The 15,825-nt window shown below is 67.4% G+C and carries 8 protein-coding genes; 6 read left to right on the top strand and 2 right to left on the bottom strand.

The annotated features are described in order from the left end of the window. The first annotated feature begins 294 nt into the window (after positions 1-294). The 6 genes from ACJA3S_RS16570 (at position 295) to ACJA3S_RS16545 (ending at position 9,775) form a co-directional block, all read left to right on the top strand. Positions 295-3,579 carry an amino acid adenylation domain-containing protein gene (locus ACJA3S_RS16570; protein ID WP_406819319.1) on the top strand — a complete coding sequence of 1,095 codons (3,285 nt, stop codon included), beginning with the start codon at positions 295-297 and terminating at the stop codon, positions 3,577-3,579. Between the two features lie 40 nt (positions 3,580-3,619). Next, a complete protein-coding gene (locus ACJA3S_RS16565; RefSeq protein ID WP_406819318.1) occupies positions 3,620-5,284 on the top strand; it encodes a cyclic peptide export ABC transporter in 1,665 nt (554 codons plus the stop codon). Positions 5,285-5,352: 68 nt separating this feature from the next. After that, on the top strand, positions 5,353-7,572 hold the full coding sequence (locus tag ACJA3S_RS16560; RefSeq protein ID WP_406819317.1) for a TonB-dependent siderophore receptor: 2,220 nt from the start codon (positions 5,353-5,355) through the stop codon (positions 7,570-7,572). A gap of 76 nt (positions 7,573-7,648) precedes the next feature. Continuing rightward, positions 7,649-7,957: a hypothetical protein gene (locus ACJA3S_RS16555; protein WP_406819316.1), complete on the top strand. Its 309-nt coding sequence runs from the start codon at positions 7,649-7,651 to the stop codon at positions 7,955-7,957. Then, positions 7,957-9,504, top strand: coding sequence for a PepSY-associated TM helix domain-containing protein (locus tag ACJA3S_RS16550; protein WP_406819315.1), 1,548 nt, complete (start codon positions 7,957-7,959; stop codon positions 9,502-9,504). The genes ACJA3S_RS16555 and ACJA3S_RS16550 overlap by 1 nt, the downstream gene beginning before the upstream one ends. Further along, positions 9,497-9,775: a DUF3325 family protein gene (locus ACJA3S_RS16545; protein ID WP_406819314.1), complete on the top strand. Its 279-nt coding sequence runs from the start codon at positions 9,497-9,499 to the stop codon at positions 9,773-9,775. The genes ACJA3S_RS16550 and ACJA3S_RS16545 overlap by 8 nt, the downstream gene beginning before the upstream one ends. 323 nt (positions 9,776-10,098) lie before the next feature. On the opposite strand, the gene ACJA3S_RS16540 is transcribed toward ACJA3S_RS16545, so the two are convergent. Both ACJA3S_RS16540 and ACJA3S_RS16535 read right to left on the bottom strand, forming a co-directional pair. Next, the gene (locus ACJA3S_RS16540) at positions 10,099-14,718 is read right to left on the bottom strand and encodes an amino acid adenylation domain-containing protein (RefSeq protein WP_406819313.1); all 4,620 of its coding nucleotides are present in this window, start codon (positions 14,716-14,718) and stop codon (positions 10,099-10,101) included. 51 nt (positions 14,719-14,769) lie between these two features. After that, complete coding sequence (locus tag ACJA3S_RS16535; RefSeq protein WP_406819312.1) at positions 14,770-15,822, bottom strand: TauD/TfdA family dioxygenase; 1,053 nt, start codon at positions 15,820-15,822, stop codon at positions 14,770-14,772. Between the last annotated feature and the right edge of the window lie 3 nt (positions 15,823-15,825).

Below are 15,825 nucleotides of genomic sequence, written 5' to 3'. Positions count from 1 at the left end.
TAAGGCTCGCCAGCAGTTCCCCAGCGCGTCGACATGCTTGTAAATGTCGTACAACGGGCCCCAGAGATAGCGGTCTGTGCGTCCCTGTCCGTCTGTTACGAGGGGGTCGCCTTCTTCGAGGTTGTACTCGAACTTGTACTCGTCCCCGTCGCTACCCCGGTGACGAACCACCCGCCATTCGTGGTTCCGGCAGCGCGGAAGAGAATTGTATTCCATCTTAATTGACATCAATTATCATTCACGAATAAGATCCCGCGCACCCAATTTCCAGTCGGTTCATACAAGGGAATTCGCATGCCGATGGACAATATCGACGAGTTGCTTGCCCTGTTGCAAAGCGATGCCCAGGCCCAGCCAGACCCGCTTCGCAGGCGCGCCCATGAGGGGCCGCAACCGCTCTCGTTCGCCCAGCAGCGCCTGTGGTTCCTGCAGCGCCTGGCACCGCTTTCCACCGCCTACAACCTCACCCGCGCCTTTCTGTTCAACGGCGAGCTGAATGTGCAAGCCCTGCGCCAGGCATTCTGCGCATTGCTCGAACGGCACGGAGTGCTGCGTACGCGCTTCATCGAAATTGACGGCGAGCCGCGCCAGGAGATGCTGGCCGAGGCCGCATTCGTCCTGCACCAGCGGTCGTTCCCGGGCGTGGCCGAGGCCGCGCGACACGACCATCTGCAGGGGTTATTGAGCATCGAAGACGGCACCGCCTTCGACCTGTCTCAAGCCCCCTTGCTCAAGGTCGAGCTGGTCCGCTACGACGCAACCTGCCACGGGCTGTTGCTGAAGATGCACCACATCGTCAGCGATGCCTGGTCCAACCCGATCCTGGTGGCCGACCTGGCCAGCGCCTATGCCCAGGCGCTGCGCGGCGATACCCCACAGTTGCCAGCGCTGCCAGTGCAGTACATCGACTATGCGCTGTGGCAGCGTGAACGCCTGGATGGCGCGCAATACCAAGCCGACCTCGACTACTGGAAGCACTACCTGGGCACCCAGGTGCCGGTGCTGGAATTGCCCACCGATTATCCTCGCCCAGCGCAGCCAGGGCTGCGCGGGCAACGCCTGCGTTGGCAACTGCCCACCGCGCAGGCCGAGCAGGTCCAGGCCTTCTGCCGTGCCAACGGCAGCAGCGCCCTGGTGATCCTGCTGGCCGCCTGGCAGCTGCTGCTGGCGCGCTACAGCGGCCAGCCCAGTTTCGCCGTCGGCGTGCCCCACGGCGGGCGCAACCACGAAGCCCTCGATGGCTTGCTGGGCTTTTTCGTCAATACCCTGGTCTACCGCGTCGATCTCGACCCGCACCTGAGCGGCCGCGCGCTGTGCGAGCGGTTGCGCCAAGAGTCGCTCGATGCCTTGCAACATGCCGAACCGCCATTCGAACTGTTGCTCGAACACCTTGAGGTGCAGCGCGATGTCAGCCGCACCCCGGTGTTCCAGGCCATGTTCAACCTCAGCAGCGGGGCGGCGGTCAATTTCAGCCTGCCCGGCTTGCACATCGAGCGCGTCCTGCCTGCGCAGGACAGCGCCAAGTTCGACCTCACGCTGGATGTCGCGGTGCGCCCTGACGGCATCTTCTGCGAAATGGAATACAGCCTGGAGCTGTTCGCCCCGGCCACCATCGAGCGCTTCGCCAGCAGTTACGGCCTGCTGCTCGATGGCTTGATGGGCCAGCCCGACACGCCAGTGTGGCAACTGCCGCTGCTGGCACCGGCGCAGCGCCAGCACCAGTTGCAACACTGGAACGCCAGCGAACTGGCCTTGCAGCCAGGGCTGGACATGCTCGCGCTGTTCGAGCGCCAGGTGCTGGCCGCGCCGCAGCGCTGCGCCCTGATCTGTGGCGGGCAGGCCCTGAGCTACGCTGAGCTCGACGCCCGTGCCAACCGCCTGGCCCATTGGCTGCGGGCCAATGGCGTGGCTTGCGACGAGCGGGTAGGCATCTGCCTGGAGCGCGAAGCCGAGCTGCTGGTAGCGCTGCTGGCCGTGCACAAGGCCGGTGGCGCCTACCTGGCGATCGACCCCGGGCAACCGGCTGCGCGCAACAGCGATATCCTCGGCCAGGCCCGGCCACGGCTGGTGCTGACCCGCGCCAACCTGCAGCAGGTGCTCGGCAATGCCGGCCGGGTGGTGCTGCTGGAAACCCTGGACGACGCCCTGAGCCAATTGCCGCAGAGCCCCCTCGGCCTGCCCGTGCACCCGCGCCAGCTGGCCTACACCTTGTATACCTCGGGCTCCACCGGGCGCCCCAAGGGCGTCGACATCGAGCGCGAGGCGTTCGTCAATTTCCTCCATGGCATCCAGGCCCATGTGCAGCTGAGCGCCGCCGACCGGCTGCTGGCGGTGACCACCCTGGGCTTCGATATCGCCGGCCTGGAGCTGTTCCTGCCACTGGTCCACGGCGCCACCGTGGTGCTGGCAAGCCGCGCCGACAGCCAGGACCCGGCGGCATTGCTGGGGTTGATGGCGCGCCATGGCATCAGCGTGATGCAGGCCACGCCCGCCACCTGGCAGATGCTAGTCGAACACGACTCGCCGGCCTGGGCCGGCCTGCGCCTGCTGTGCGGTGGCGAAGCGCTCAAGGCCGAGCTGGCCGAGCGCCTGCTGGCGCGCAAGGTGCAACTGCTGAACGTCTACGGCCCGACCGAAACCACCGTGTGGTCGGCGGCGCACGCGGTCGAGCAGGTGACCAGCGCGGTGTTGCCGATTGGCCGGCCACTGGCCAACAACCGCCTGTATGTGCTCGATGACTACCTCGAACCGCTGCCGGTGGGCGTGGCGGGCGACCTGTACATCGGTGGCGCTGGCGTGGCCCGTGGTTATGCCGATCGCCCGGAACTGACCGCTGCCGCCTTCGTGCCCAACCCGTTTGCCCAGGCCTCGGCGCCAGGGGCGCAGGCCGGCAGCCGGCTGTACCGCACCGGTGACCGCGCACGCTACCGCGCCGATGGCAGCCTGGAGTTTCTCGGGCGCAGCGACTTCCAGGTCAAGCTGCGCGGTTTCCGTATCGAGCTGGGCGAGATCGAAAGCGCGCTGGCAGCCTTGCCTGGGGTCACCCAGGCTGTGGTCGCGCTGCGTCAGGCGGCGGCCGGCCAGGACTTGCTGGTGGCCTACCTGTGCCTCGCTGCCGGCACCTTCGACAGCCTCGCGGCACAGCAGCGCCTGCGCCTGCAACTGCCGGCCTACATGGTGCCGAGCGCGTTCGTGGTGCTGCAGCACCTGCCGCTGAACGCCAACGGCAAGGTCGACCGCAAGGCGCTGCCCGAGCCGCAGTGGGACGCTGCTGCTGCCGGCGACGATGCGCCGCTGGCCGGGCCATGGCAGGAGGGGCTGGCGCAGATCTGGCGCGAGGTGCTGGGCGTCTGGCCGATCGCCCCGCGTGCCGAGCTGTTCCGCCTGGGCGCGCAGTCGCTGCAACTGGTGCGGATCCAGGCGCGGATCCGCCAGCAGTTCGCCTGCGAAATCGCCCTGGCGCAGTTGTTCGCCAACCCGGTGCTGGCCGACATGGCAGGGTTGATCGAGCAGGCCTGCAGCACGCCGGTCGTCGATGAGCTGGCCGAGATCGAAAAACTGTTGCTCGCCTTCGAGTAAGCCATTTGCGCCGCTTAACAGGCCACCCCGAGGATTCCGCATGCCTTTGTTTCTATCCCTGCTCAAGCGTCACCGTGGCCTGCTCGGCCTGGGCCTGCTGGCCAGCCTGGTCAGCGCGGCCGCCGGCATCGGCCTGATCAACGAGATCAACCGCTTGATCGCCGGCAGCGTCAGCATGAACCCGGCCCTGGGGGCGCTGTTCGTCGGCCTGCTGCTCGTGCTGTTCGGCTTCGGTTTCGGCGCCCAGGCGTTGCTGACGGCACTGGGCCACCGGGTGGTCTACGAACTGCGCCTGCAGATGGTCAAGCGCCTGCTCGACACCTCCATCGAACAACTGGAAAAGATCGGTGAAGCCAGCCTCTATGCGACTTTGAGCAAGGACATCGTCAGCATCGGCCAGGCCTTCAACCGCATGCCGTTCGTGTTCTACAACCTGCTGCTGATGCTCGGTGGCTGCCTGTACATGGCCTGGCTGTCCTGGCAGTTGCTGCTGATCTGCGTGGTCGGCCTGGGCCTGGGCACCTGGCTGGCGCACGGCTGGTTCGCCCGCATGCGCCAGTTGATGCTGCGCGTGCGGGACACCGACGATCGCCTGTATGCCGCCTACCAGGGCGCCATCGAAGGGCGTTTCGAACTGGCCCTCAATGCCCGGCGCAAGGAGCGCTTCTACGCCCTCGACCTGCAGCCGGCTGCCGAATATGCGCGGCGCAACGAGGTTCACGCCGACCGCTACTGGACCTTGAGCCTGAACTGGACCGTGGCGCTGATCCTCGCCCTGGCCGGCGGGCTGTTCGCCGCTGGCGCCTGGCTGGGGGTGGGCAATGGCGTGATCGCCGCCTTCGTGCTGGTGCTGATGTTCCTGCGCATGCCGCTCAACGACCTGATCGGCAGCCTGCCGACGCTGGTGGCGGGCAACGTGTCGCTGGCCAAGATCCAGACCCTGGCCTTCGCTGATGAGCGTAGCGGGTTGATGGCCGACAGCGGCCAGCCCGACCCCAGCCAACCGCTGCTCGAACTGCAGGCGCTGAGCTATGATTACCCGCCGCAGGGCGATGACTACGGCTTCCGCCTGGGGCCGGTGAACCTCAGCGTCGCCAAGGGCGAGATCCTGTTCATCGTCGGCGGCAACGGCAGCGGCAAGTCGACCCTGGCCAAGCTGCTCACCGGCCTCTACGAACCCAGTGCCGGCGCGCTCAAGCTGCACGGCGTCGCCATCACCCCGGCACTGCGCGACTGGTACCGGACGCATTTCTCCACGGTGTTCTCCAGCTTCTATCTGTTCGAGCGCCTGGTCGGCCCGCAAGGCGACTTCGACTCGCAGCTGGCCCAGGCCTGGCTGGAGCGCCTGCGCATGCAGCGCAAGGTCACCATCGATGCGCAGGGCGGGTTGTCTACCACCCGCTTGTCGCAAGGCCAGCGCAAGCGCCTGGCGCTGCTGGTGGCACTGGTCGAGGAGCGGCCGATCCTGTTGCTCGACGAGTGGGCCGCCGACCAGGACCCGGGCTTCCGCGCGTTCTTCTACCGCGAGCTGCTGCCCGAGCTCAAGGCCCAGGGCAAGACCATCATCGCCATCAGCCACGACGACCACTATTTCTCGGTTGCCGACCGGGTGCTCAAGTGCGACGGCGGCCAGCTCTATCCCTACGAGCATGGTGCGATCAGCCCGGCGCCAAGCGCTTGTTCCGTTCTGCCCGCGTCGGTGTAGCCGACGCAAAACACCTCACACCACATAAAAACAATGGCCCCAAAAGGCCACGCATAGGAGTTCGCGGTATGTGTCAAGTTGAAAAGGGCCGGCAGCCGGGCAAGGCGGGGAGCTGGCTGCTGGCCCCGCTGGTGAGCAGCAGTGTGCTGCTTGCGCCGATGGCCTGGGCCGAGGAAAGCACCGAGGAGCAGGTGCCACCGTCTTCGATCACCTTGCCGGAGCAGACCATCGTCGGCATGCAGACCGAAGCACCGACGGTGTCGGTGGGCACCAAGGTACCGCTGCGCCTGAAGGAAGTGCCGCAAACCATCAACGTGATCGGCCAGGAACGCATCCAGAAGCAGAACCTCTATACCCTCGAAGATGCCCTGGGCAAAGTCGGTGGCGTGACCGTGCAGCGCATCGACGCCAGCCGCCTGAGCTTCTTCGCCCGTGGCTTCGAGATCACCTCGCTGCAACTGGACGGCACCCCGACCACCATGGACAACCGGATCTTCCTGTCCCCGGACCTGACCATGTACGACCGCGTCGAAGTGCTCAAGGGGCCGGCCGGCAGCCTGACCGGCGCGGGTGGCCCTGGCGGCAGCATCAACCTGGTGCGCAAGCGGCCGATGGCCGACCCGGCAGTATCGGCCGAAATCAGCGCCGGCTCCTGGGATGCCTACCGCGGCATGATCGATGTCACCGGGCCGCTGACCGAAACCGGCAACATTCGTGGGCGCCTGGTGCTCAGCGAGAACAAGACGGCATTCCCCTACGACGGCAGCGGCAAGCGCGAGACCAACCAGGCCTACGGCATCGTCGATATCGACCTGACCCCGGACACGGTCTGGACGATCGGCGCCAGCAACCAAAACACCGACATCCGTGGCGCCCAACGCTCGTTGCCGGCGTTCCGCTACACCAACAGCGCCGGCGAAGCGGCCATGTCGCTGCCGGATGTGTCGCGCAAGAACTTCTACGGGGCCAACTGGAACCGCGACTATTTCTGGAGCGCCTCGGTGTTCACCGAACTCGAGCACCAGCTTGGTGGCGGCTGGAAGACCAAGCTGTCGGTGCGCCATGCCGACAACAACTACGACCTGACCCAGGCCTACGCGCGCAACGGCGGGGGTATCGACCCGGCCGACAACCTGGTGTCGATGAACTCGATCATGTTCGACTACCGCGAGAAACAGGACGAAGTGGACCTGTACGCCGACGGCCCGTTCAGCCTGTTCGGCCGCGAGCACAAGCTGCTGCTGGGGACCAACTATTCGCGTTCGGAGTTCTCCTCCAACGGCGGTTACTATTCCAGCTATCTCGGCGATGTCGACTTGTACGACCCGCAGGCGAACTTCCCTTACCCAGCGTTCCCCGACTCCGATCGCCTGCCCACCAACGTCGCCAACAGCCGCACCAAGGCGGTCTACGGTAACCTGCGCCTGAGCCTGGCCGAGCCGTTGACCCTGGTCCTGGGCGGGCGCGTCACCTGGCTCGACATGCACCGCAGCCAGCACCAGCCCGAGGCCGGTTCGCCATCGGAGAAAAGCAGCCAGAGTGAGTCGCAGAAGTTCACCCCGTTCTACGGGCTGATCTACCAGCTGAACGACACCTACTCGCTGTATGCCAACTACGCCGAGGTGTTCAACCCGCAGCCGGTCAGCAACCTGGACATCAACAACAACATCCTCGAGCCGATCGAAGGCAAGCAGCACGAGCTGGGGATCAAGGGTGAGTTCCTCGACGGTGCGGTGAACGCCTCGCTGGCGGCGTTCCAGATCGAGGAAGAGAACCGTGCCATTCCCGACATGAACGACCCGTCGTCGCGGGCCGTGGTGGCCGGTGGCAAGGCCCGCACCCGCGGCTACGAGCTGGAAGTCAGCGGCCAGATGACCCCGGACTGGTTCCTCACCGCCAACTTCACCCACACCTACAAGCGCTACGACAGCCCCAACGAGCAGCTGCAGACCTACCTGCCGAAGAACATGCTGCGCGTCTGGACCCTCTACAAGCTGCCGGGCGAGTTCGAGAAGTGGAGCGTGCAGGGTGGGGTGAGCGTGGTCAGCGAAACCTACAACAAGCTCAACGTGCCGAGCATCGACATGCACGGCACCAAGCTGCAGCAGAGTGGCTACGCCCTGTACGATGCCGGTATCGGTTACCAGATCAACGAGAACCTGTCGGCCGACCTGCTCGGCACCAACCTGGCCAACAAGAAGTACTACCAGCGCATCAACACCTTCCAGGATGGCAACATCTTCGGCGACCCGCGCGCAGTATCGTTCACCCTGCGTGCCAAGTTCTGAGGCGTGACAGCGGCGTGACCTGGCGGCATGCTGCGCCCTGGTCGCGCTGCACCTGATGCCGAACAAGGAGGCCCGGTTGAAACGACCCGTATCCAACACGGCCGCCAGGCGCGGCCGACAGCGTGCGTTATGGCTGCTGCTGGCCATGCTGCTGGGCTACTTGGTCACCTGGGCGCTCAGCGTCCAGCTCGCGTTGGCGCTGGCCTGGCTGGGGCAGGCGCGCAGCGAGGCGGTGCTGAGCAGTTCGCTCGCGGCCTTCGTGTCGTACCCGGCGCTGGTGCTGTGGCTGCTGTGCGCGCGCCGTGCCCGGCGTAATGCGCTGTGGCTGGCCACCATCGCCTTGGCCCTGCTGGCCGTGCAGCACCTGCTGCTGGAGGCGGGCTGATGTTCGACAATGTTCGCCAGGCCATGCTGTGGGCACACCGGGTGCTCGGCGTGGGTTTTTCCGGGCTGCTGCTGATCGCCTTCTTCATGGGCAGCCTGGCGTTGTATGACCGTGAACTGGACAGCTGGATGCTGCCAGCGCTGCGCGTGGCGCCGGCCACCACACCGTTGTCGCTGGACCGCCAGGTGCTGCCCCAGATGGCCAGCCTGAGCGACGGCAAGGCGCTGTTGCAGTGGTATGTCGAATTGCCCGATGCCCGCCGCCCGCTGGTGCGCTTCCAGGCCTGGAGTGTCGACCGCGAGGGCTTCAGCCGCTTTCTGCTGCCAGACGGGCAGGGCGCGCTGGAGGTGGCCGGTAGCCGTGGCGGCGACTTCTTCTATCGTTTGCACTACACCCTTAACCTCCAGGCCTGGAACCTCGGTACCCGGCTGCTGGGGCTGGCCGCCATGGTCGGGCTGATCGCCCTGATCGCCGGGCTGTGCATCCATGCGCGGCTGTTCCAGGACCTGTTCACCCTGCGCGCCGACAAGGCCCCCCGGCGCCTGCTCGACCTGCACAACCTCACCGGTGTGCTGGCCTTGCCGTTTCATGCGCTGATCCTGCTGAGCGGCCTGCTGATTATGTTTCCGCTGTACCTGCCGGCTGCCATCGAGGCGCTTTACCCCGGCCAGGCCGGGCAGTTCGCGGTACAAGCCGACGCTGCCTACAGCCGCCCGGCGACTGGCACCCCGGGGCCGCTTGCCTCGCTCGATGGCATGCTGACCCAGGCCCGCCAGTACTGGGGCGGGGGCACACCGGCATTTGTCAGGGTGTGGCATCCCGGCGATGCCAACGCCTATGTCGAAATCAGCCGCAGCGTGGCCGACCGTCTGAGCGTGGACGGGCAGACCTTGTACTTCGACGGCGCCAGCGCACGCTTGCTGCATGCCTCAAGGTTGCCCGCAGCGGCGGCGACCCTGGATGTACTGGCTGGCCTGCATGTGGCGCATTTCCATCAACCGGCGCTGCGCGCGTTGTACTTTTTCGCCGGCCTCAGCGGTTGCGTGATGCTTGCCAGCGGTTTGCTGTACTGGTTGGCCAAGCGCCGCCTGCAGCAGCCTGGCCGGGCATGGGGCACGCTGGCGATGAGCCTGCTGTGCAGCGTGCTGATCACCGGCATGCCGCTGGCCACGCTGGGCATGCTGCTGGCCAACCGTTGCTTGCCCTCCGGTCTGGCTGGGCGCGCCGACTGGGAAGTGCAGATATTCTTCGGCGTCTGGCTGCTGGCTGGGGTGCATGCCTTGTGGGTGATCGCCCGCTGCGCGCATGCCCGTGCCCCGTGGGCCAGCCAGTGCCTGGCGATCGCCGCCCTGGCGTTGCTGGCGGTGCTGGCCAATGCCTGGAGCACTGGTGATCATCCGCTGCGCGCGTTTGGCCAGGGCCTGTGGGCGGTAGCCGGGGTCGACCTGGTATTGCTGGCCTGCGCGGTGCTGGCTGGCAGCCTGGGCTGGCGCTTGCGCCGACGTGCCGCGATGACGCATCGGTTAGCGGAGGCCGAGGATGCTTGAAGGGTTGCTCAGCCTAGCAGTGCTGGGTTTGCAACTGCTGGGGCTGTCGGCCCTGGCCCTGAGCCAGGCGCAGCATTGGCAGCGGGTGATGCAGCCACGGCGGTTTCCCGGCACGCGAGGCTTGCGGCTGGCGGCGCTGCTGCTATCGGCGCTGGCCCTGTTGGTGAGCATGGGGGACCTGGGGTTGGCCATGGGGGCGCTGTTCTGGGTGCTTGCGTTGCTGCCGTGTGGCCTGGCTGTGGCCCTGCTGCTGTACTGGCTGCGCGCCTGAAATTGGGTTTTTTGCCCACCGTCAGGAGGAACGGCTTCAGCCGCGATCACCGGCAAGGCCGGTGCCATCCACCGCGTTGCCTGCATCGCGGATAAATCCGCTCCTACACGCGTGTGAACAGCGCCGGCCTCGGGTTTACGCGGTATCTGTAGGAGCGGCTTCAGCCGCGATCACCGGCAAGGCCGGTGCCATCCACGCGTCGCCTGCATCGCGGATAAATCCGCTCCTACACATGTGAACCGCGCCGGCTTCAGCCGACGCCGGACCTGTAGGAGCGGATTTATCCGCGATCACCTACGGGGACAGTGCCCCGCAGCTGCTCGTCAGGCGTGGCTGTAGCGGCTCAGCACGTTCAGCAGGTCACCCAGTTGCGGGTTGAGAAACACCAGGCTGGCGGGTACCTGGGTACCCCACATCTGCTGTACCCGCGCGCACAGAAGCACGGCCTTGAGCGAACTGCCGCCCACCTCGAAGAACTGCGCCTGTTCATCCAGCGCCGCGAGCTCCAGCACCTCGCACAACAACTCCGCCAGCTGTTCGCGGGCTGCCGGCCGCTGCGCGGTCTGGGCCGGCGGCTGTGGCTGCAGGCGCTGCACCAGCGCCTCGAACGAAGCCGCCGGCTGGCCGGGCAGGGCTTCGAGCAGGGCCCGCAGGTCTTCGCCCAACGCCTCGATACTGGCCGGCAGGAACAGGTCGGTGGCGTAGGTGAAGGTCGCGATCAGCCCCTCTTCGCGTTCGCTGACATCCAGCATCAGGTCGAACAAGGTGCTGCACTTGCCGTGCGCTTGCTGCAAGGGTTCGATGCTCAGGTTGCCGAACGCCGTAGAGCGCAGGTTGCGCTCCTGGTGCAGGTCGAACATCACCTGGATCAGCGGCACGGCGTGTTGCTGGGCGCCTGGCAGGGCCTGCAGCAATTGCTCGAACGGCAGGTCCTGGTTGGCATGGGCATGCAGCAGGTTGTCGCGCACCTGGTGCAGCACGCTGTCGAAATGCGGGTTGCCCGACAGGTCGGTGCGCAGCGCCAGGGTGTTGACGAAGAAGCCCACCAGCCCCTCCAGCGCCTGGTGGTGGCGGTTGGCGATGGGGATGCCGATGCGAATTGCCGACTGCCGGCTGTGGCCAGCCAGCAACACGTTGAACGCCGCCAACAAGGTCATGAACAGCGTGCAGCCCTGTTCCCGGCTGTAGGCGTGCAGGGCCTGGGTCAGCTGCGGGCCGAGCACCAGGCTGTGCTCGGCGCCGCGATGGCTGGGCAGGGCCGGGCGCGGCAGCATGCACGGCAACTGCAGCAGGCTGCGGTCCTGGCCCAGGTGGCGTAGCCAGAAGTCCAGCTGCGGCTTGAGTACCGTCGGGGTCAGCTCGCGGCGCTGCCATTGGGCGAAGTCGGCGTACTGCAGCTGCGGCTCGGCCAGCGGCGAGGGCTGGCCGTTGCAGAAGGCGCTGTACAGCGCGACCAGCTCACGGGTGAACACGCGCATCGACCAGCCATCGAACACGATATGGTGCAGGGTCAGCCACAGCACATGCTCATCGGCGGCCAGGCGTATCAGGCCGGCGCACAGCAGCGGCCCCTGCTCCAGATCGAAGCGCTGCGCGGCCTTGGCCTTGAGTTCCTGGTGCAGGCGCAGGTCGCGCTGCGGGGCCGGCAAACGGCTCAGGTCGACCAGGCCCAGGGTGAAGGCTTCGGCGGGTTGCACCTGCTGCACCGGCACGGCACCGTCCAGAACGAAGGTGGTGCGCAGGCTCTCGTGGCGCTGCAGCAGCACGCTGAAGCTGCGCTCCAGCGCCGGCAGGTCGAGCGCGCCGCGCAGGCGTACCGCCTCGGGAACGTTGTAGGTGGTGCTGCCAGGATGCAGGCGGTCGAACAGCCACAGGCGCTCCTGGGCAAAGGACAGGCGCAAAGGCGCCTGGCGCGGCTGTGCACTGATCGCCGGCAGCGTCGATGCTTCGGCCTTGGGCAAGGCCTGCTCGGCGAACGCGCCCAGGGTGGAATGCTGGAACAGCGCCCGCACCGGCACCTCGATGCCCAGGCTGCTGCGCAGGCGCGAGACCAGCCGGGTGGCGGTCAGCGAGTGGCCACCGAGTTCGAAGAAGTTGTCGTCCAGGCCCACCTGCGCGACCCCCAGTACCTCGGCCCACAGCGCCGCCAGCGAGGCTTCGTGCTCGTTGCGCGGTGCGCGGTAGCTGGCCCGGCGCTCACGCACCGGTGCCGGCAGGGCCTTGCGGTCGAGCTTGCCGTTCGGGGTCAGCGGCAAGGCGCCGAGCATCACGTAGGTGTTCGGCACCATGTGCTCGGGCATGTGCAGGCCCAGGTGCGCCTGCAGGGCGATGGCGCCGGGGCAGGCATCGCGGGCGACCACATAGGCGACCAGCTCCGTGTCGCCGGCATCGTTGGCGCGGGCGACTACCGCCGCCTCGCGCACCCCGGGGTGGCTGAGCAGGCGTGCTTCGATCTCGCCGAGCTCGATACGGAAACCGCGAATCTTGACCTGGTCGTCGAGGCGGCCGAGGAACTCGATGTCGCCCTGGGCGTTGACCCGGCCGAGGTCGCCGCTGCGGTACAGCAGGCCAGCGCCAGGGTTCAGCGGGTTGTGCAGGAAGCGCTCGGCAGTGAGGTCCGGACGGCCCAGGTAACCCTGGGTGATGCCGGCGCCGCTGAGGTAGATCTCGCCAATCACCCCGGCAGCCACCGGGCGCAGGTGGCTGTCGAGCACCTGCACCTGCATGTTGGCGATCGCCTTGCCGATCGGCAGCACGCCGTGCTCGTCGCCACGGGCGCGGTAATAGCTGCACCACACGGTGCCCTCGGTCGGGCCGTACTCGTTGTACAGCTGCGCCTGCGCGCACTGCTGCTTATGCCGGCGGGCCAGGCTGGCCGGGCAGGCTTCGCCGGCGACGATGGCGCAGCGCAGGCTGCCCAGGTGCTCGGCGCCCTGTTCCAGCACCTGCGCGTACAGCGAAGGCAGCATCAGCGTGTGGCTGATCTGCCGGGCGGCGATCAGCCGGCCAAGGGCCAGGGCGTCCTGCACCTGGTCATCCTGCGGCAGGCACAGCTGCCCACCCTGGGCCAGGGTCCAGAACAGCCCGGCCACCGAACTGTCGAACGCCAGCCCCGAGACCAGCAGGAAGGCCTGCAGTGGCTCCGGGTAGGCGAGCAGGCGCGCCGCAGTGGAATGCACGGCGTTGCGGTGCGACACCATCACGCCCTTGGGGCGGCCGGTAGAGCCGGAGGTGAAGATCAGGTAGGCCAGGCTGTCGCCGTCGGTCAGTGGTGCCGGGCGCTGTGTGGGCAACTCGTGCTCGGCCAGGCGGTCGAGCCACAGGGTGCGGTAGTCGCCCTGGGGCAGGCGGCTCTGCAGGCTGCTCAGGCTCAGCAGCAGCGTGGCGCGGGTCTGCTCGAGCATGTCGCTGAGGCGCTCGGCCGGGTAGCTCGGGTCCAGCGGCAGGTAGGCGCCACCGGCCTTGAGGATGCCGAGGATGCCGACGATCGCCTCCAGGCTGCGGCCGATGAACAGGCCGACGGCCTGGCCGGGTACCAGGCCTGCCTGGCGCAGCTGGTGCGCCAGCTGGTTGGCCCGGGCCTCCAGCGCCTGGTAGGTAAGTTGTGCCTCGCCGTGGCTGACCGCGATGGCGTCTGGCCGGGCCGCGACCTGTTGCTCGAACAGCTGGTGCAACAGGGTCGGCGCTGGCTGCTGCACCTCGGTGTGGTTCAGTGCCGCCAGCCAGGCCTGGTGAGCGTCGCTGATGCCCGAAGCCTCGCCCAGCGCTTGCTGGCTGGCAGCGCTGGCCTGCCGGCACAGGGTGAGGAACTGGTCGAGCAACAGCCCGGCCGCGTCGGCGTCCAGGCGGGCGGCATCGTAGTGCAGCTGGAAGCTGAAGCCCTCGGGCTGCTCGAGCACTTCCAGCAGCAGGCTGTGGGCGCAGGCTTCACCGTGCAGCGCCAGTACCGGCCAGGCCGAGGCCAGTGGCCGGCGCAGGCGGAAGCCGAAGGGCGTGTCCTGGGCCTGGGCCGGCCACTCTTCCTGCCAGGTGCGAGCCTGTTCCAGCAATTGCGTGAAGGCCGGCAGGGCGGTGTCCAGGGTGGCCTGGTCGTCCGGCTCCAGGCGCAGCGGCAGGCGCTTGGCATAGGGCCCGAAGGCGCCCGCCGTGGCGCTGTTGCGGCCATCGTCGGCCCAGCCCAGCAACACCTGCGGCTGGCCCAGGTGGCGCTTGAGCAGCAGCGCCCAGCAGTAGCCGAACAACGCCTCAGGCGTGGCAGCGAGCCCGGCCAGGGCGCTGCCGATCAGGTCCTGGAAGGCGGCGTCCGGTGTGTGTGCAAGGCTGGCTGGCTGCGCCGACGCGCTGGCCTCGGCGCGTTGGAATGGGTGCAGGGTCAGGTACTGGTCGGCGGCTTGCTGGCGCTGCCAGAAGGCGCGCCCGGCATCGCTGTCGCTGCTGCCCAGGTGCTCGAACTGCCACTCGGCGAAGTCGGCGAACTGCACCGCTTCCGCGTCTGCGGGCTGCCCCTGGTATGCCGCCTGCCAGGCGTCGAGCAGCAGTTGCAAGGTGGTGTAGTCGGCGTTGGCGGCTGGCACGGCCAGGCAGGCACGCAGCGGTGTGGTACGGATTACCGCCACTGCCAGGCTGGCCTGGCCCAGGGCCTCTTTCAACAAACCGTGCAGCGCCGCCTGCGACGGCTGCTCGGCGATTTCGCGCCAGTCGATGTGCAGCTGTTCGGCGATGACCTGTACCGGCTGTTCCATACCGGGGCTGGCCAGCAGCCGCGTGCGCAGGATCTCGTGCTGCTCCAGCACCTGCGCCAGGCTGCTGCGCAAGCGCGCCAGGTCAGTGCCGTCAGGGACGGCGAAGGTCAGGTAAAGGGCGTCGTCGCGGCCGTTGGCACGGGACCAGTGGGCATTTTGTTGCAGGGCAGGGCGGAAGCCCTCGATGGCGATGCTGGACATGTGTGAAAACCTTGAATAGTGGGCAGGGAAACCGTGAACCAGGCGGGCGCGTCAGGGCTTGAGCGCCACCTCCGTGCTGTTCAGGGCCTCGGCCATCGACACCAGGATGCGTCGCGGGCTGTCGTATTCGTTGCGGGCATGCACCGAGAGCATGTTGTCCAGCAGCAGCACGTCGCCGTGGCGCCAGGGGAACTCGGTCATGTGCTGCAGGTAGATGCTGCGCAGGTGTTCCAGCACCTGCGGCTCGATCGGGCTGCCGTCGCCGTAGAAGGTGTTCTGCGGCAGGTCGTCATCGGCGAAGTCGGCCTCCAGGGCGTCGCGCACGCTGGGCGGCAGGGTGCTGACGTGGAAGAACGTGGCGTGGTTGAACCACAGCGTCTCGCCGCTGCGCGGGTGGCGTACCAGCGCCGGGCCGACCTGGCGGGTGCGCAGGCGGCCGTCGGCCTTCCATTCGGTGTGGATGCCGACGCTGGCGCAGTAGGCATCGACCTGGGCACGGTCGTCGGTCTGGAACACGGTTTGCCAGGGCAGGCCAAAACCATCGCCATAGTTGCGCACGTACATGATGCCCAGGCGGGCGAAGCGTTCGCGCACCTCGGGGTCGATGGCGCGGGTGATTGCCCGGGTGTCGCCGATCGGCGTTTCGCCGCGCGCCAGCGGGGCGACGTCGCACCAGAGGAAGATCTTCAGCGGGAACACCGGCGAATAGGAATGCTCGTTGTGCGGGAAGATCCGCTGGTCCTTGGGGTAGTCGGTGGAGGTGTAGATGTTCAGGCGCGGGTCCACCTGGGTGCGCGGCGAGGCGCGGAACTTGTACTCCAGCGCGCCGCCGGACAATGCGCTGATGCAGTCGTCGAACGCCTGCGCGCTGGCCACCGGGAAGCCGCGGAACAGCAGCGCGCCGTGCTCGAGCAACTTGCGCTCGATCAGCTCGCGGTTGGCCTCGGCCCAGGCGACCAGGCTGACGCCGGGGCTGGCCGGTTCGCACACGGCAGTGTAGGCGCTGCCCGGGTTGAGCGGCGTGAAGCGGACCAGGGAATCCTCGTCCACACGGATTGGTTTGCGGCGCATGCCGCCCAGCTTGGCAATCGCGGGGCCGTTCATGTG

It is taken from the genome of Pseudomonas sp. KnCO4 (assembly GCF_045344305.1).
Classification (GTDB): Bacteria; Pseudomonadota; Gammaproteobacteria; order Pseudomonadales; family Pseudomonadaceae; genus Aquipseudomonas; species Aquipseudomonas anuradhapurensis.
The sequence above is the reverse complement of the archived record's forward strand: the minus strand, read 5'-3'. Positions and strand labels throughout refer to the sequence as shown.